This window comes from Phenylobacterium koreense (assembly GCF_040545335.1).
In the GTDB taxonomy this organism is placed as follows: Bacteria; Pseudomonadota; Alphaproteobacteria; order Caulobacterales; family Caulobacteraceae; genus Phenylobacterium; species Phenylobacterium koreense.
The window spans coordinates 2,263,228-2,280,625 of record NZ_JBEPLU010000001.1 but is presented as its reverse complement, the minus strand read 5'-3'; the positions used below and the strand labels follow the sequence as shown (position 1 = coordinate 2,280,625).

The window sequence follows — 17,398 nt, the reverse complement described above, 5'->3', positions numbered from 1 at the left end:
CCCCGCAGTCCACATCGCATGCGGCCTGACCGTCACGCCGCCTCGCTATCCTGTGAAAAGCATCCCATGGCTCTCGTTCTCGTCATTGGCGCGGTGGCGCTCGATCGTCCGATCCGGCTCGACCGACCGGTCCGCTCGGGCGGCCGCGCGCGGGGCGTTTCGCAGGGCAGGATGCTAGGCGGAAGGCTCGGCGGCAGCGGCTCGAACGCCGGCTGCGCCCTGCGCTCGGCGGGCCACCAGGTGCTGGTGGCCTCGAGCTTGAGCGACGACGCGGACGGTTTGGAGGCGCGCCGCCTCGCGGAAGCCGCCGGCCTCGATCTCCGCTTCACCAGTCTGCGGCCGGGCGCCAGTTCCAGGACCCTCATCTTCATCGACCCGGGCGGCGAGCGAACCATCATCGGGCTCGACGAACCGGCGCAAGGTGGACCGTCGCCAATCGCCGCCCCCTCGGCGTGGCCCGACGTACGGCCAGACGGCCTGTTCATCCGCGCCGCCTACGGTGGCGCCGCCGATTGGGCGCAAGCGACTCAAGGGCCGGTGGTCCTGCACTGGCCCACGCGGGCCTACAATGGCCAAGCGGACGTGGTCGTGGCCTCCGCCGACGACCTTGAAGCGAGCGCCCTAACCTACGAGGCGGCGAGGGCGAGGCTTGGCCCGAGACTGCAATGGCTGGTGGTCACGCACGGCGCAGCCGGTGCGGTCGCCCACGGCCCTGCCAACGCCATCACGGTGGCCGGCCAGCCCAGGACCATGCGCGACGCGACGGGCGCAGGCGACATCTTCGCCGCGGGACTGCTCGATGCTCTCCTGGCAGGCGCGCCGATTCAGCGCGCTCTGGAGCACGCCTGCGCCTGGGGCGGAGCGGCGGTCGAACTGGAGGGATCGGCCCCCGTCGATGCGCCGCCGCACACGTTCGGCCGGTTCGTCGAGCGGCCGCCGGATCGTCAGGCGTCCATGTCCAGGGAGTAGCCGGCGGATCGCACGGTGCGGATCGGGTCGACCGTGGTGTCGTCCTTGTTCAGCGCCTTGCGCAGGCGGCCGACGTGGACGTCCACGGTGCGCGCCTCGACATAGACATCCGAGCCCCAGACCGCGTCCAGCAGTTGCTCGCGCGAGAACACCCGGCCGGGGTGCTGCATCAGGTAGTCCAGCAGGCGGAATTCGGTCGGGCCGAGATGGATTTCCTTGCCGCCGCGCTTCACCCGGTGAGCGACGCGGTCGATGGTCAGATCGCCGATGTGGACGCGATCCTCGGCCAGGCCCGGCCGGATCCGCCGCAGCACCGCGCGGATACGCGCCGACAGCTCGCTCATGGCGAACGGCTTGACGATGTAGTCGTCGGCGCCGGTGTCCAGGCCCCGGATGCGGTCGCTCTCTTCGCCGCGGGCGGTCAGCATGATGATCGGGACGTTGCGGCTTTCCGAGCGCTGGCGCAGACGGCGGCAAACCTCGATCCCGGAGATCTTCGGAAGCATCCAGTCGAGGATGATGATGTCCGGCAGGCGCTCGGAGACCAGGGTCAGCGCCTCTTCCCCGTCACCGGCCACGACCACGTCGTAGCCCTCCTTGTCGAGGTTGTACTGCAGCAGGGTCGAGAGGGCGTCTTCGTCTTCAACGACCAGGATGTGCGGCGTCAATTTCGGATGCTCCTAACGGTTACGGTCGCAGCGCGTCGGTCTTGGGGCGCTCGGCGGCGATCTTTTCCTCGCCGGTGATCTCGTAGTGGATGATCTCGGCGATGTTGGTGGCGTGGTCGCCGATGCGCTCGAGGTTCTTGGCGACGAACAGCAGGTGCGCGCAGGCGGTGATCGTGCGCGGATCGCCCATCATGTAGGTCAGCAGTTCGCGGAAGAGGCTGTTGTAGTGCTCGTCCACCTCGTCGTCGCGCGACCAGACCGCCAGCGCCCGGTCGAGGTCCGATCCGGTATAGGCGTCCAGCACGTCCTTCAGCCGCCCCATGACCAGACGGCCCATCCGCTCGATCGAGCGGGTCAGCGGGCTGATCGGCTCGACCTCGTTGAGGATCATCGTGCGCTTGGCGATGTTCTTGGCCAGGTCGCCGCAGCGCTCGAGGTTGGAGGCGATCTTCATCGCCGCCACGGTCTTGCGCAGATCGTTGGCCATGGGCTGGCGCAGCGCGATCAGCCGGATCGCCTTGCGCTCGATGTCGGCCTCCAACAGGTCCAGACGATCGTCGCGCTCGACGACGGCCTCGGCCAGCCCCTGGTCGCGCCGCACGACCGCTTCCAGGGCGTCGGCGACCTGCGCCTCGGTCAGCCCGCCCATGCGCGCGCAATCGGCGGTCAGCGCATTCAGTTCGTCTTCGTAGGATTTGACGATGTGCTCGTTCATGTCGCGGCCCCCTAACCGAAGCGACCGGTGATGTAGTCCTGGGTGCGGCTGTCCCGGGGATTGGTGAAGATCTCCCCGGTCGGGCCCGCCTCCACCAGCTTGCCCAGGTGGAAGAAGGCGGTCTTCTGGGAGACGCGCGCCGCCTGAGCCATCGAGTGGGTGACGATGACGATGCAGTACTGGTTGCGCAGTTCGTCGATGAGTTCCTCGATCCGCGCGGTGGCGATCGGGTCCAGGGCCGAGCAGGGTTCGTCCATCAGGATGACTTCCGGGCTGACGGCGATCGCCCGCGCGATCACCAGGCGCTGCTGCTGGCCGCCCGACAGGCCAGTGCCGGGTTGGTGGAGCCGGTCGGCGACCTCGGTCCACAGGCCCGCGCGCTTGAGTGAGGATTCGACGATTCCTTCAAGCTCGCTCTTGCTGGACGCGATCCCGTGGATGCGCGGGCCATAGGCCACATTTTCGAAGATGGTCTTGGGGAACGGGTTCGGCTTCTGGAACACCATCCCGACCCGCGCGCGCAGCACCACCGGATCGATCCCGCGATCGTTCACGTCCTCGCCATCCAGCTCGATGCGGCCGCTGACGCGGGCGCCCGGGATGGTGTCGTTCATCCGGTTGATCGTGCGCAGGAAGGTGGACTTGCCGCAGCCGGACGGCCCGATTAGGGCGGTGACCGACTTCTCCGGCACGTCGAGCGACACGTCGAACAGGGCCTGCTTATCGCCATAGAAGACGCAGACGTCGCGGGCGCGGATCTTCACCGGGCTGACCGGCAGGGTGGTGTGGCCGCGGTCGACGGCGATGTGGACGGGGGCAGCGGCGTCGTGCGCCATGGCGTCGTCTCGCTGATTGGTCATGAAAAGCCTCGGTACTTGGGGCATGGCTACCACCGCCGCTCGAACCGGCGCCGGACCAGGATGGCGGCCAGGTTCATGACGATCATGAACACCAGCAGCACGATGATCGCTGCGGCGGTGCGCTCGTGGAAGCCGCGCTCGGAAGCGTTCTCCCAGATGAACACCTGGACGGGCAGAACGGTCGCCGCGCCGGTGAACCCGGCCGGCACGCCTGGCACGAAGGACACCATGCCGATCATCAGCAGGGGCGCGGTCTCCCCCAGGGCGTGAGCCAGGGACAGGATGGACCCGGTCATCACGCCCGGCATAGCCAGCGGCAGCACGTGGTGGAAGACGGTCTGGGTGCGCGAGGCGCCGATGCCGAGAGCGGCCTCGCGGATCGAAGGCGGCACGGCCTTCAGGGCCGAGCGCGTGGCGATGATCACCGTCGGCAGCGCCATCAGCGCCAGCACCAGGCCGCCTACCAGGGGGGAAGACCGCGGCACGGCCAGCCAGTTGATGAACACGGCCAGGCCGAGCAGGCCGTAGACGATCGAAGGCACGGCGGCGAGGTTGTTGATGTTGACCTCGATGAGGTCGGTCCAACGGTTCTTCGGGGCGAATTCCTCGAGATAGGTCGCGGCCAGCACCCCGATCGGCACCGCCAGAAGGGCCGTCACCAGCAGCATCATGGCCGAACCGACGATGGCGCCGAGCACCCCGGCCTGCTCGGGCTCGGTGGAGTCCGAACGGGTGAGGAAGCCGAAGTTGAAGCCCGACGACACCGCGCCGGAGGCCTTGAGCTTGTCGAGCCAGTCGAGTTGCTGGTCGTCCAGCTTGCGCTCGCCCTGCGGGATGGCGCGCCTGATCTCGCCCTTGAAGTAGAGGGCCGCATCCGACTTCAGCGGACCGGTCACCGTGACGGTCTGGCCGATCAGCGACGGATCGGTGCGAACCTTGGCCAGGAGCTGGAAGCCCAGGTCGTTCGACATGATCTCGGCGACCTTGCCGGCCTTGCGGCCGAACTCGTCGTCCTGCTCGCCCAACTTCTTGAGCACGGCCTCGGAGACCATCAGGTCGTAGTTGGCGCCGGTCGGGTCCGCCTTATCGATGCGGGCCGGATCGAGATAGACCGGAACGCCGATGCGATAGTCGATGAAGGTCGTATAGCCCTGGTGGACGATCCGACCGATCAGCAGGACCAGGAAGGTCAGGGCGACGATGATCGCCAGGCGGCCATAGAGGCGGAAGCGCATCTCCTGCGCATGGCGCTTCTTCAGCCGCGCCTCGACGGCCTGACGCAGGTCGTTCGCTGGGATCGGGAGAGCGGCGTCAGTCATACTGTTCCCGGTACTTCTGCACGATGCGCAGGGCGACGATGTTCAGGATCAGGGTCACCACGAAGAGGGTGAGGCCCAGGCCGAAAGCCGACAGGGTCTTGGGGCTGTCGAACTCCTGGTCGCCGGTGAGCAGGGTGACGATCTGGACGGTTACGGTGGTGACGGTGTCCAGCGGGTTGAGGGTGGTCTTGGCCTGAAGGCCGGCCGCCATGGTGACGATCATGGTCTCGCCGACGGCGCGGGAGATGGCAAGCAGCATGGCCGCCATGATCCCCGGCAGGGCCGCCGGCAGCACGACCTTCTTGATCGTCTCCGACCGGGTGGCCCCCATGGCCAGGCTGCCGTCACGCAGCGACTGCGGCACGGCGTTGATGATGTCGTCCGAAAGCGAGGAGACGAACGGGATCAGCATGATCCCCATGACCGCCCCGGCCACCAGCGCCATCTGGTTCTGCACCTGCATGAGGTACTGGCCGAGGCCATCGAACGGACCTCCGGCGATCTGGGCGCCGATCCAGTTGAAGAAGGCGCGGAAGAGCGGGCCGACGGTCAGCGCCGCGAAGAAGCCGTAGACCACCGTCGGCACGCCCGCGAGAATCTCCAGCAGCGGCTTGACCACCGACCGGCTCAGCGAACTGGCGTATTCCGAGAGGTAGATGGCCGAAAACAAGCCGATAGGAGCGGCCACGATCATCGCGATCAGCATGATCAGGAAGGTGCCGACGAACAGCGGCACCGCGCCGAAGGCTCCGGCCCCGGCGAACTGGTCGGCCCGCATCGCGATCTGCGGGTTCCATTCGGTCCCGAACAGGAACTCGTGGATCGGCACGGCCTGGAAGAAGCGCCAGCTTTCCCAGACGAGCGAGCCGACGATCCCGATCGTGGTCAGGACGGCGGTGACCGAGCAGGCGATGAAGAGGCCGGCGATCCAGCCTTCGACCTTGTTGCGCGCCCGGAATTGGGGCGAGATCCGCGGAAATGCGATGACCGCCCCGGCGCCGGCGAGGATGACCGCCAGTCCGATGGCGCCGTACTCGATCAGGCCGCTGATCCGCTGCGACTGGGCCGCCTTCTCGTCCAGCGCGGTCTTCAGCGGGCCGTCATAGATCGTCTCGCTGGGTCGGCCGCCATGCGCGATGGCCCGGGCGTCGTTGTAGAAGACGTCCTGCTGCGGCCCGGTCAGATTCTGCACCGCCGCCGGCGGATCGACGCGAAGGACGCCGGCCTCCAGGCGCGGGCCGAACATGGCCAGCACCAGCACCAGCAGGGCCGCGGGCGCGCCGACCCAAAGCGCCGCATAGGTTCCGTAGTAGCCAGGCAGCGAATGAAGCGCGGCCGTCTTGCCGCCGCTCGCCGCCACCACCCGGCGACGGGCGGCCATGTAGGTGGCGATCGAGAACAGCAACAGCGCCGTCAGGGCGATCCAGGTGAGCATTCGAAGTCCATGCCTTGCACGGACGAGATTGAGCGACCGATGTCGCCTGCCCGCCCGGGCTGGAAATTGCCCGCCTTATGATGTCCGCACGCGACAGTTCCGTGACAGTTTCATTACGAAAAGCGTCGTGCGGCCGCGAAGGCCTAGGCTTCGCCGACGACCTCGTGCCGGGCGAGGGGGAAATAGGCCGTGAAGGTCGCGCCTTCCCCCTGGATGCTCTCGACGGCAAGGCCGCCCCTGTGGCGATTGACGATGTGCTTGACAATGGCCAGCCCAAGGCCGGTGCCCGAGCGCTCGCCGCTCTTCTGCCCCTCGACGCGGTAGAACCGCTCGGTCAGACGCGGAAGATGCTCTCGCGCCAGGCCCACGCCCGCATCGCGGACCCGCACGGCCGCATAGAGATCCGAGGCCCGGTCGGGGGTCAGCAGCGAGAAGCGCGCGGCCCGAGAATCGCCCGGAGCCGCCGCGGCCGCCGCCGATGCCTTGTTGCGCATCGATATCCGGACCGCCTCGCCGCTTGGCGTGTACTTGATGGCGTTGTCGATCAGATTCTGGATGACCTGGACGATCTGGTCGCGATCCCCGGCCACCAGCGCCTCGCCCCGGCCGGGCATGTCCTGGGTCTCCAGCCGCACCCCCCGGTCGCGCGCCAGAGGCCCAAGAGAATCGATGACGTCGCCGATGGCCATGGCCAGGTCGACCTCGCCGTGAGGGGCGATGTGCTCGTTGAGCTCGATCCTGCTCAGCGACAGCAGGTCGTCGATCAGCCGGGACATGCGATCGGCCTGGGCCTGCATGATGCTGAGGAACTTCTCGCGCGCGCCGGCGTCGTCGCGCGCATGCCCGCGCAGGGTTTCGATGAAGCCCGACAGGGAGGCCAGCGGGGTGCGCAGTTCGTGGCTGGCGTTGGCCAGAAAGTCGGCGCGCGTGCGTTCGGCGCGGCGGATGTCGGTCTCGTCGCGCAGCACCAGCAAGGCCAGGTGAGCCCCATCCGGAGCCGGTCCCAGGGGCTTGGCGGTCGCCCGCATAACCCGGTCCTGGGAGCCGCCCATCTCGTAGACCGCCTCGGCCTCCGCGTCGCCGAACAGCGCCGTGTCCACCGCCTCAAGCACGTCCGGGTCGCGGATCACCGTGACCAGCAGGCCCGCGTCGTACTGGACCCGCAACAGCTTCCGCGCCGCTGAATTGGCGAGGACGAACCTTCGGCCGGTCAGATCGTCGGGTTCATGGGCGGCGATCACCAGCACCGGATCGGGCAGGGCGTCGATCAGGCTCGCATAGGGCGGCGCATCTTCATGCGCGGCGCGCTCGAAGCTTCCGACGGGAGGCTCGATCGCGGCGAGGCGCTCAACGACATGCCAGGCCGCCAGCCCGGTCACGCCACCGACCAGCAGAACCATCCAGGCGACCGCCTTCGGGTCGGCTCCAACCAGCATGCCGAACCCGAGGATCGCGAAGACGCCCGAGCCACCGGCCGCCAGCACGGGTCCGACCGGGCCAAGCCAGGCGGGCGGAGCGTACGGCGAGGACGACGGCGTTAGCGCCAAGGCGAATCGATCCTGAACCACAAAACCAAACGAAGCCCGACCCTTATGTCATCGCAATGACAGGCGCCCAAGAACAGCGTGGAGCGCGCGGGCCCCTTGTCAGCAAATCTGCGGCGGCTTGAAGCCAATTTCTATTTTCTCGATGGGAAATATCTTGTTGATAGCGACAGCGTGAGGGCATCCAATCGGATCGGGACTCGGGAGCCGGCGGCGGCGTCCCGGCGTTACTGAACGCTGGACCTCACCTCGAACTGCCTGCCGTCAAGAAACTGCGCTGAAGAACGAGGACCAATCTCCATGAGTGACACCGCTCCAACTCCGTCGCGCCGTGGGATCGTCGCCGCCGGCCTCGCGAGCGCCTCGGCGGCGACCCTGCCCGCCCTTCCGGCGATGGCCCAGGGCAAGGCGGTGACCTTGCTCAATGTGAGCTACGACCCCACCCGCGAGCTCTACAAGGACATCAACGCCGCCTATGCGCGCTACTGGAAGGCCAAGGTTCGCCAGGACGTGGTGATCCAGCAGAGCCACGGCGGGTCGGGCAAGCAGGCCCGCTCGGTGATCGACGGCCTGCAGGCGGACGTGGTCACCCTGGCGCTGGCCAGCGACATTGACGAGATCGCCGCCAAGGCGCGGCTGTTGCCGGCGAACTGGCAGTCGCGCCTGCCGAACAACTCCACGCCCTACACCTCGACCATCGTGTTCCTGGTGCGCAAGGGCAACCCGCAGCAGATCCGCGACTGGGGCGATCTCATCAAGCCCGGCGTTGATGTGGTCACGCCCAATCCGAAGACCTCCGGCGGCGCCAGGTGGAACTATCTCGCCGCTTGGGCCTGGGCGCTGCGCCAGCCCGGAGGCTCGCCTGCGAAGGCCCAGGCCTTCGTCGCCGAGCTCTTCAAGCACGTGCCGGTGCTCGACACCGGCGCCCGCGGCGCCACCACCACCTTCGTCCAGCGCGGCATCGGCGACGTCCTGCTTTCCTGGGAGAACGAGGCCCACCTGGCGATCGCCGAGCTAGGTCCCGGCAAGGTCGACATCGTATATCCAAGCTACTCGATCCTGGCCGAGCCACCAGTGGCGCTGGTCGATAAGGTCGTCGACCGCAAGAAGACCCGGACGATCGCCCAGGGCTATCTGAACTTCCTCTACAGCCCCATCGCCCAGGACCTGATCGGCAAGAACCACTATCGCCCGCGCAACGAGGCCGCCGCCGCGAAGTGGGCCAGTAAGTTTCCACAGATCCCGATGGCGACCATCGATGCCGACTTCGGCGGCTGGAAGAAGGCCCAGGCGACGCACTTCGCCGACGGCGGCGTATTCGACAGGATCTATCGCCCCCGCTAAGTCGGCCGCTTACGGCAACCGCGGCCATGCCGGCTCGTTTCGCCGGCATGAGCCCTTCCCTCCCCGACCTGATCGGAACCGCCGCGGCCCTGTGCTCGATGGCGAGCTTCACCCCGCAGATCGCCAAGATCTGGCGCGATAAGGACGCATCCTCGATCAGCCTGCGCATGTACGTGGTGACGGTCACCGGCTTTGCCTTGTGGACGGCCTATGGCTTCCTCACCAGAAGCTGGCCGGTCGCCGCCGCCAACACCGTCTGCCTGATCCTCTCTGGCGTCATCCTCAGCCTGAAGTGGCGTTTCCGAGGCAGGTGAGCGCACCACAGTTGGCGCCCAGCAAAGCCCCCTCTAGATTGCGGCGCAATTTGCGATGCGCTGAGAGATCGGGTCCGGCGCGCCAGGATAAGTGCATGTCGATCGATAGATTCGCTCCCGCAGAAGCGGCGCTGAAAGCCGGAAAGCAGGAGGAAGGCCTCCGTCTCGTCGAAGCTGAACTCGAGAAGGATCCCAAGGCGCCGGCTGGCGTGTATCGCAACTTCACGGCCATGCTCGCTCGTCGGCAATCCTATGAGGCAGCGGAGCGCTGGACCACGAAAGGCCTTGAGTTCCACCCCAAGGACTACGAGCTCTGGAACATTCTGGGCGTGGCGCAGCGCCGCCTGAAGAAATACGAAAGCGCGATCAAGGCTCTTCGCCAGGCCGAAAAGATCAATCCGAAGAACACCTCGGCCATCAGCAACCGCGGCAATGTCTACAACGACCTGAAGGATGGCCGCGCGTCAGTCGAGGTCTTCACCAAGCTCGTGCGCCTTCAGCCGAACTCGGCGGAGCTGCAACGAAGCCTCGGCCGCGGTTACTGGTTCTCGGGCGACCTCGACAAGGCGCTCATGCGGTTCAACCTGTCCGTGAAGTTGAAGCCGGACTACATCGACGGCTGGCTGGACCTCGCCGCCGTGACCGCCGAGCAAAAGGGCTACCCGGCCACCATCCCGATCCTTGACCAGGCGATCGCAATCTTTCCCGACGCGGCGCGGCTGCACGAGGGACGGGTGACCGCACTGCGCCGGTCCGGGCGCCTGCGGGAGGCGGAGGCCTATCTCACGGAACTACGGAGCAAGTTCGACAACGAACCTTGGCTCCACCACCAGCTCGGCGGCGTGATCAGCGATTACGACCGCCAACGTGGCAACGCGCACATGCAGCGGGCCATCGACCTGGCGCCTGACAACTTCGAATATCGGCTCGCGTTCGCCGAAAGCCTGGCGCGCTCACGCTATGGCGACGAATCCGAACACCTTCAGCGCGCCTACGATCTGCTGAAGGACGCGCTGTCTTCCAACAGCGACCTGAACCCGTCGGCCTTGAAGGTCGCGCTGGAAATCCTGATCCGCGTAGCCGACTACGACAGCGCCGATGCGTTGGGCTCGTTCAGCGAAGTTGGCCGCAAGTGGGCCGAGGCAGGCCGGCACACGGCGTTGCTGGCGCACCTCGCGCGGGTCCGCACCCCCGAGGATCGGCATGAACTGGTGGAGATGCACCGCATCTGGGGGCGCGAGGTCACCAAGACCGTCACGCGCAATCCCATCGTCCGCCCGCAGCCGCGCACGCCAAACGGGAAGATCCGCGTCGGCTTCATGTCGTCCGACCTGCGCAATCACCCCGTGGCGTACTTCGCCATGCCTCTCTTTGAACACCTGGATCGCAGCCGGTTCGAGGTCTTCTGCTATTCCTACTACCAGGGCGACAACGCCGATCCGACCCAGCAGATCATCACCCAGTCGGTGGATGGCTTCCGCTGGGAGAAAGACATCAACGATCACGACGCCGCCCAGATGATCGCCAACGACCAGCTCGACATGCTGATCGAGCTCGGCGGCTCGACACACATGAACAAGCTCGGCGTGATGGGCTTCAAACCTGCGCCGCTGTCGGCAAGCTGGCTCGGCTATCCCCACTCCGCGGGATTGCAGGAGATCGACTATCTGATCCTCGACCCCCATGTCGCCCCGCCGGACCGGAGCCTGTTGGTCGAAGAGGCGTTGCTGATGCCACATAGCTGGATTGCTATGGGAGAAAAGGCGTTTCCCGAGCGGCCGATCACCGAAGGCGTTCCGGAGGATCGAAACGGCTTTCTCACCTTCGGCACGGCGAACAATCCGTACAAGTACAGCCGCGACATGGTTCGAACCTGGGCGAAGGTCACCGCCTCTGTGGAGAATTCCCGGTTCATGTTCGTGCGCCCCGAAGGGGGGACCGCCGCCTTCAGGAAGAACATCGCCGCGATCTTCGCCTCGGAGGGCGTCAGCGAGGACCGGCTGCGTTTTGAAGACATCCGCGGCGCGCACATGCCGTTCTACAACGACATCGACATCTCCCTGGACACCTTCCCCCAGACGGGGGGCACGACGACCTGCGAGGCTCTGTGGATGGGCGTGCCGGTCATCACGCTCGTAGGCGAAGCGATGTTCGAGCGGCTGAGCTACTCGATCCTCATGAACGCCGGACTCGGCGATCTCTGCGCAACCTCGATCGAGGACTATCAACGACGCGCCAGGGAACTGGCCGCGGACAAGGCCCGCCGCATCCGGCTCCGGACGGAGCTTCGTCCCATGCTCAAGGCCAGCGCACTTGGTCAGACGCAGCAGTTCGCAAGGGACTTCTACGCAATGATCGAAGGCGCCGTGACGCGGGCGCGCGCCGAGGGGAAAATCCCGGTGGCGGCCTGACGGGGGCGGCTAGGCCCGGAGGAAGCCGGGCGTGCGCAAGGCTTCCTCGATCACCACGAGCGGGTCGCGCGGCGCGACGCCCAGAGCGCGCAATCGCGACGTGTCGCACACAGGGCCGTGCGCGATCCCTTGTCCGGTTAGGCTCAGGCGCCAGCCAGCCTTCGCCATCGCCTCGGCGATCTGGCCGTTGGAGACTGTCACGCCGCTGGCGACATTCACGATGCCGCCCGCCCGCTGATCGTCCATGGCGACCAGGGCGGCGATGACGTCGTTCACATGGATGTAGTCCCGGCCGGCCTCCGGCGAAGACGCGAGGACGATCTCCCGCTCGCCGCGGGCGCGCTTCAGAAGATCGGACAGGAAGCCGCCGGCCTCGTCGGCCCAGTCAAACACATTGGCGAGCCGGGCCACGGAACCGCGTCCCTCGGAGCGCGCAAGCGTCAGGTTCTCGCCCAGCGCCTTGGAAAGATCGTAGACATTGCGGGGCGCGGCGACATCGAACCGCAGTTCGTCGCTCTCGCGCCCGCCCTCCGCTCCCAGGCTGTCATAGACGCGGGTGGAGGAAAGGTAGACGAGCCGCTCGAACCGCCCTGATCGCAGGAGCCTGGTCAGCAGGCCGACGTGGGCTTCGACCGTGTCGAACGGCCGGGTGGCGAAATCCCCGGTCAGGCCCGCACAGTAAAACACCGCCCCCAGTTCGCGGGAAAGCAGGTCAGGATCATCGCGGCCGGGCTCGAAGACCTCGTCGCCCCTGGCCCGCAGCGCCTTGACGAGCCGCGAACCGATGAACCCGCGAGCACCGATGACGGTATAGCCGGTCATCCGCCGCGCGCGCCGGTGCGTTTGGCGGGGACGCCTGCATAGACCGAATACGGCTCCAGCCTGCCGCGCACGACCGCTCCGGCCGCCACGACACACCCTTTGCCGATCACAGCGCCGTCCAGGACGACCACATTGGCGCCGAGCCACACATCGTCTTCGATCACGATCCCTCCCTTCGAGGGCAGGAAGCCTTGATCGCGGATGCGCTTCGTGACGTCAGCGAAGGCGTGATTGGTCGGCGCCAAGGTACAGTTGGCTGCGATCAGGACAGCGTCGCCAATCCTGACGCCGTTGCCGGTGTAGATCACGGTCCCGGAGTTGATGGCGCAGTCCTCGCCGATGATCAGCTCGCCCATGCCGCCCGCCGGCTTCACTTTCACGAAGGCGTCGATCATCGTCCGGGCGCCGATCCGCATCAGCGTGCCGCGGGCCGAGGGCTCGATATCGGCCATGTTGGAGATTTTGGCGGTCGGATCGATCTCCAGCATCAGCCTTGCTCCTGGAAATCCGCGTATCCCGCATCCCGCTCCGAGATCACGGTCGGCTCCACCGGCCAATGGATCCCGAAGGCGGGGTCATTCCAGCGGACGCCGCGCCCGTGCCCAGGCTCGAAGATGCGGTTGATCTGGTAGATCACGTCGGTCTCGTCCTCGAGTGTGACGAAGCCGTGCGCCATGCCCTCCCCGATCAGCAGGGCCCGGCCGGTTTCGGCGGAAAGCTCGACGCCTGTCCATTGGCGGAAGGTCTGGCTCCCTGGCCGCAAGTCGACCGCGACGTCGAAAATGCGCCCACGTGTCACCCGGACCAGCTTGGCCTCCGTGTGCGGCTCAGCCTCGTAGTGCATGCCTCTCAGGGTGCCGGCGCGCACATTGCGCGACAGGCTCGTCTGCTGCGGGACAAAAGGATGGCCGGCGGCTGCGAACTCGTCCGGACAGTGGAGCCGCGCAAAGAAGCCGCGCTCGTCGCCGACTGGATCCAGGTCGACGACCACCACGCCCTCGACCGCGGTCGGCGTGAACCGCATCAGCCGATGATCTTCGTGTCGGGAGCGGCCGTGACGAACTGCCCGCCCCAGGACTTGATGTGCGCCAGTTGCGTCATGATCTCGTCCTTCAGGTTCCAGGGAAGGATGACGACGTAGTCGGGCTTGAAGTCGGCGATGCGTTCCGGCGCATGGATCGGAATGTGGGTGCCCGGCAGGTAACGGTCCTGCTTGTGCGGGTTGGCGTCGAACACCGCCACGATGTCGGCCGGCGTGACTCCGGCGTAGTTGAGGAAGGTGTTGCCCTTGGCTGCGGCGCCATAAGCGGCGACCACCTTCTTCTCGCTGCGCGCGGTCGCCAGGAAGTCGAGGAAGCCTCGCCTCACCTCCTCCACCCGCGCCGCGAATCCTTCGTAGCCGGCGGGCGTATCGAGACCGGCCGCATGCTCGCGGGCGCGAAGTTCGCCGAGGGCGACGGTTTCCACATGGCTCGCTGCCTGATGGGCGCAGAACAGGCGCAGCGACCCGCCATGTGTCGGCAGCAATTCCACGTCGAAGGGGCGAAGGCCGTTGGCTCGCAGGACCTTCTCCACCGCCAGCAAAGACAGGTACGAGTAGTGCTCGTGATAGATCGTGTCGAACTGCACCTTCTCGATCAGATTGAGCAGGTGCGGGAATTCGAAGGTCAGGACGCCTTCCGGCTTCAGCACATGCTGGAAGCCGGCGACGAAGTCACCGATGTCGGGCACGTGAGCCAGGACATTGTTGGCCGCCATCAGGTCGGCGGCGAGACCGCGTGACTTCATCTCGCGCCCGGTGGCGTCGTTGAAGAAGGCGACCTCGGTCGGCACGCCCCGCTCGCGTATCGCGACCTCGGCTGTGTTGGCGGTCGGCTCGATCCCCAGGACCGGCACGCCCATGGCCTTGAAGTGCTGCAGCAGGTAGCCATCGTTCGAGGCGATCTCGACGACGAGGGAGTCCGCGCCCAGACCGAAGCGAGCGGCCATGGCGTCGGCATAACGCTTGGCGTGCGCGACCCAACTTGCCGAATAGGCCGAGAAGTAGGCGTAGCCGCCGTCAAAGATCTCGTCCGCCGCTACCGGATCGTCGGCCTGGACGAGGAAGCACTTGCCGCACACCCGCGTATGCAGCGGGTAGAAGCCCTCCTTGCCGGCGTCGAGCTGGGCCTTGGTGAGGTATGAATTGGCCAGAGGCTGCAACCCGAGATCCAGGAAAGTCTGGGTCAGCGGCGCGCGACAAAAGCGGCAGGCGGGAACAGTCATCGAAGGCCTTCGTAGCGGGAAATCTGATCGCGGACGAGGGACAGCGCGTCGCCCCCCTCCGCCTGGCCGCGGTACCAGTCCATGGTCCAGTCGACCGCCGTGGGCGCGTCGAGCCGACTTTCGAAGCCGAGGACCTGGCGGGCAAGGCTGGCGTCGATGCCCAGCGCGCGTGCCTCGATCGAATTCGGGTCGGGCTCATGCCGCCATGGCTGTGCTCCCAACGCCTGGGTCGCTCGCGTTGCAAGTTCTCCGACGGTGACTTCGGCGCCGCCAGGGCGCGGGCCGAAATTCAGCGCGCGCGGAGCGGCAGGATCGCTTGCCAAGCGCTCGAGATAGACCAGGTAGCCAGCCACGCAGTCCAGCACGTGTTGCCAGGGCCGGGTCGCCTCGGGATGGCGCAACACCGTCTGGCTCTGGGTCCTGGCCGCGCGCACGATGTCGGCGACCAAGCGATCGCGGGAGAAATCGCCGCCGCCGATCACATTGCCGCCCCGCGCCGTCCCCACCGGCACGCCCGCCTTGTTGAAGAAGCTGCGCGCGAAGCTCTGGGTGACAATCTCCGCGGCGGCCTTTGAGGCGGAATAGGGATCCTTCCCTCCCAGCGCGTCGGCCTCGCGGAAGGCCCGGCCTTCCTCGTTGTTCGCGTAGACCTTGTCCGAAGTGATGACGAGCGCCGCGGCAAGATCGGGCTGGCTGCGCAGCGCCTGCAGCAGATGCGCCGTGCCCATGATGTTGGCCGCGAACGTTCCGACGGGATCCTCGATCGAGGTTCTGACGATCGGCTGGGCCGCCATGTGCAGCACGAGATCGAACGGCCTTGAACGCACCAACCGCTCGACCGCCTCTTGGTCGCGCAGGTCCACGAAATGCGAATCGACCAGATCGTCGATCCGAGCGTCTTCGAAGAGCGCCGGCTGCTGGTCCGGCGGCAGGGCAAGGCCAGTCACCTCCGCGCCGAGCGCTACCAGCCAGATTGCCGCCCATGAGCCCTTGAAGCCCGTATGGCCAGTCAGGAGGACGCGCTTACCCGACCAGAAGGCCGCGCTTGGCCTGGTCATTTCCACAGCCGCCAGGGCGCCTTGCCGGATGCCCACAGCGCTTCGAGTGTGTTCTTGTCGCGCAGGGTGTCCATGGCCGCCCAGAATCCCTCGTGCGGCCGGGCCATCAATTCACCCTCACGAGCCAGGCCTTCAAGCGGCTCGAGTTCCCAGACCGTGGAGTCATTCTCGATGCGGTCGATGACTTCCGGCTGCAGGACGAAGAAGCCGCCGTTGATCAGGCCGTTGTCCCCGGGTGGCTTTTCGATAAACCGCTGCACGGCCCCTTCGACGATTTCGAGGGCGCCGAAGCGGCCGGGCGGTGACACCGCGCTTACCGTCGCCTGTTTGCCATGCGCCTTGTGGAAGGCCAGCAATGCGCCGATGTCGATATCGGCCACCCCGTCGCCATAGGTCAGGAAGAAAGGCTCTCCGGGCTCCAGGTAAGGCGCCACGCGCTTCAGCCGGCCGCCGGTCATGGTGTCGGCGCCTGTGTCGACCAGTGTCACCCGCCAAGGCTCATGATTGGTCGCGTGGTACTCGATCCCGCCCTTGGCCAAGTCCACAGTCAGGTCAGCGTTATGAAGAACGTAGTTGGCGAAATACTCCTTCACCACATAGCCCTTGTAGCCGAGGCAGACGATGAAGTCGTTGAAGCCGTAGTGGGAGTACAGCTTCATGATGTGCCATAGGATCGGCCGACCGCCGATCTCGATCATGGGCTTGGGCCGGAGGTGGCTCTCCTCCGAGATGCGTGTGCCGAGCCCCCCGGCCAGCAGGACGACCTTCATGCTCAGGCGATCCGCTTGACGAAGGCGTCAGGCCAGTAGGTCACCCGCTCGGCGACGACACCCTCGTTGAACGGGAAAGCGGGTTCTTCGACGATGAAGCGCTTATCCTCGGCCACGAAGTCATGCACGGCGCGCTGCGGATTGTTCCAATCCCAGTCGTCCGCGGTCCGCGGGCCACCCCTGACCTGCGCCATGATGCCGTCGGTCGCCACGACATAGGAGCCGACCGGCACCAATTCGCCATAGGCTTTCAGTTCGGCCAGAACGTGGTCGCGGGTGTGATTGGAGTCCAGCACGACCAGAACCTTTTCACCCGGCCGAATGAGCGCCCTGACCTGGTCGAGGACGGCCGCGTCGGTGGACGAGCCTTCGATCAGGTCGATCCGCTTCTTCATAGGATGGGCTTCGATGGCCGTGCGATTGTGCGGGCGGATCTCGATATCGACGCCGATCACGCGGCCCTTGCCCATCGCCTCGAACAAGGACGCATAGAAGATCAGCGAGCCGCCGTGGGCGACGCCGGTCTCGACGAGGACGTCGGGCTGAAGCGCGTAGATGACCTCCTGAAGCCGAACCATGTCCTCAGGCAACTGAATGATCGGCCGGCCCATCCACGCGAACGAATAAACGTACTTGGAATCCCAGGTCGCCCGCAGCCAGGCCTTGGAAGCGGCGGCGAAGCCCTCGGCGCTGGCCAGACTGTGACGGACCTCGTGATCACCGTTCCGAACGATGACCTCGCCGCGCTCTTCGTCGATGGTGGTGATCAAGCTGCATTACCCCTGGTGGACAACCGGGCGCCCCGCCCAGCCGACATTGTTGCGCTTCTATTATCGCGTGTCGCGGGGCGGATGAAGCCGTATCCAAGGGTTCCGAGCCGTTGCGGCGCCGAACATTTGGAGGC

General features: G+C 66.4%; 17 protein-coding genes. 4 read left to right on the top strand and 13 right to left on the bottom strand.

What is annotated here, in order from left to right:
* Window positions 1-66: 66 nt before the first annotated feature.
* On the top strand, window positions 67-969 hold the full coding sequence (locus ABID41_RS11375) for a PfkB family carbohydrate kinase (protein WP_354297670.1): 903 nt from the start codon (window positions 67-69) through the stop codon (window positions 967-969).
* Here ABID41_RS11375 and phoB read toward each other — a convergent pair.
* From phoB to ABID41_RS11345, 6 genes are all read right to left on the bottom strand, one after another.
* On the bottom strand, window positions 945-1,637 hold the full coding sequence (gene phoB, locus ABID41_RS11370; protein WP_331931352.1) for a phosphate regulon transcriptional regulator PhoB: 693 nt from the start codon (window positions 1,635-1,637) through the stop codon (window positions 945-947). The two genes, ABID41_RS11375 and phoB, sit on opposite strands and share 25 nt — an antisense overlap.
* A gap of 19 nt (window positions 1,638-1,656) precedes the next feature.
* Window positions 1,657-2,352, bottom strand: a complete 696-nt coding sequence (gene phoU, locus ABID41_RS11365; protein WP_354297669.1) for a phosphate signaling complex protein PhoU — start codon at window positions 2,350-2,352, stop codon at window positions 1,657-1,659.
* Window positions 2,353-2,363: 11 nt separating this feature from the next.
* Entirely contained in the window at window positions 2,364-3,212 is an 849-nt protein-coding gene (gene pstB / locus ABID41_RS11360) for a phosphate ABC transporter ATP-binding protein PstB (protein WP_354297668.1), read from the bottom strand.
* Between the two features lie 26 nt (window positions 3,213-3,238).
* Window positions 3,239-4,531 carry a phosphate ABC transporter permease PstA gene (gene pstA / locus ABID41_RS11355; RefSeq protein ID WP_354297667.1) on the bottom strand — a complete coding sequence of 431 codons (1,293 nt, stop codon included), beginning with the start codon at window positions 4,529-4,531 and terminating at the stop codon, window positions 3,239-3,241.
* Window positions 4,524-5,966, bottom strand: a complete 1,443-nt coding sequence (gene pstC / locus ABID41_RS11350) for a phosphate ABC transporter permease subunit PstC (protein ID WP_331931359.1) — start codon at window positions 5,964-5,966, stop codon at window positions 4,524-4,526. Before pstC ends, pstA begins: the two co-directional genes overlap by 8 nt.
* Window positions 5,967-6,109: 143 nt before the next feature.
* Window positions 6,110-7,513, bottom strand: coding sequence for an ATP-binding protein (locus ABID41_RS11345; RefSeq protein ID WP_354297666.1), 1,404 nt, complete (start codon window positions 7,511-7,513; stop codon window positions 6,110-6,112).
* 297 nt (window positions 7,514-7,810) lie between these two features.
* Here ABID41_RS11345 and ABID41_RS11340 point away from each other — a divergent pair, with 297 nt between their 5' ends.
* The 3 genes from ABID41_RS11340 to ABID41_RS11330 all read left to right on the top strand — a co-directional run bounded on the left by ABID41_RS11340 (window position 7,811) and on the right by ABID41_RS11330 (window position 11,579).
* A complete protein-coding gene (locus ABID41_RS11340; RefSeq protein WP_354297665.1) occupies window positions 7,811-8,854 on the top strand; it encodes a sulfate ABC transporter substrate-binding protein in 1,044 nt (347 codons plus the stop codon).
* Between the two features lie 26 nt (window positions 8,855-8,880).
* Window positions 8,881-9,168: a SemiSWEET family sugar transporter gene (locus tag ABID41_RS11335; RefSeq protein ID WP_354297664.1), complete on the top strand. Its 288-nt coding sequence runs from the start codon at window positions 8,881-8,883 to the stop codon at window positions 9,166-9,168.
* Window positions 9,169-9,263: 95 nt separating this feature from the next.
* On the top strand, window positions 9,264-11,579 hold the full coding sequence (locus ABID41_RS11330; protein WP_354297663.1) for an O-linked N-acetylglucosamine transferase, SPINDLY family protein: 2,316 nt from the start codon (window positions 9,264-9,266) through the stop codon (window positions 11,577-11,579).
* A 9-nt stretch (window positions 11,580-11,588) separates the two neighbouring features.
* Here the strand turns inward: ABID41_RS11330 and ABID41_RS11325 are convergent, their stop codons facing one another.
* The 7 genes from ABID41_RS11325 to ABID41_RS11290 are packed head-to-tail and all read right to left on the bottom strand — an operon-like array spanning window position 11,589 to window position 17,264.
* Window positions 11,589-12,401, bottom strand: coding sequence for an NAD-dependent epimerase/dehydratase family protein (locus tag ABID41_RS11325; RefSeq protein WP_331931369.1), 813 nt, complete (start codon window positions 12,399-12,401; stop codon window positions 11,589-11,591).
* Complete coding sequence (locus ABID41_RS19350) at window positions 12,398-12,889, bottom strand: acyltransferase (RefSeq protein WP_435529999.1); 492 nt, start codon at window positions 12,887-12,889, stop codon at window positions 12,398-12,400. The genes ABID41_RS11325 and ABID41_RS19350 overlap by 4 nt, the downstream gene beginning before the upstream one ends.
* Window positions 12,889-13,425: a dTDP-4-dehydrorhamnose 3,5-epimerase gene (rfbC, locus tag ABID41_RS11310; protein WP_331931371.1), complete on the bottom strand. Its 537-nt coding sequence runs from the start codon at window positions 13,423-13,425 to the stop codon at window positions 12,889-12,891. The genes ABID41_RS19350 and rfbC overlap by 1 nt, the downstream gene beginning before the upstream one ends.
* The gene (locus tag ABID41_RS11305; RefSeq protein ID WP_354297662.1) at window positions 13,425-14,666 is read right to left on the bottom strand and encodes a class I SAM-dependent methyltransferase; all 1,242 of its coding nucleotides are present in this window, start codon (window positions 14,664-14,666) and stop codon (window positions 13,425-13,427) included. The genes rfbC and ABID41_RS11305 overlap by 1 nt, the downstream gene beginning before the upstream one ends.
* Window positions 14,663-15,724, bottom strand: a complete 1,062-nt coding sequence (gene rfbG / locus ABID41_RS11300; RefSeq protein WP_331931375.1) for a CDP-glucose 4,6-dehydratase — start codon at window positions 15,722-15,724, stop codon at window positions 14,663-14,665. The genes ABID41_RS11305 and rfbG overlap by 4 nt, the downstream gene beginning before the upstream one ends.
* A complete protein-coding gene (rfbF, locus tag ABID41_RS11295) occupies window positions 15,721-16,494 on the bottom strand; it encodes a glucose-1-phosphate cytidylyltransferase (RefSeq protein ID WP_331931377.1) in 774 nt (257 codons plus the stop codon). The genes rfbG and rfbF overlap by 4 nt, the downstream gene beginning before the upstream one ends.
* 2 nt (window positions 16,495-16,496) lie before the next feature.
* Entirely contained in the window at window positions 16,497-17,264 is a 768-nt protein-coding gene (locus tag ABID41_RS11290; protein ID WP_354297661.1) for a cephalosporin hydroxylase family protein, read from the bottom strand.
* Window positions 17,265-17,398: the final 134 nt, after the last annotated feature.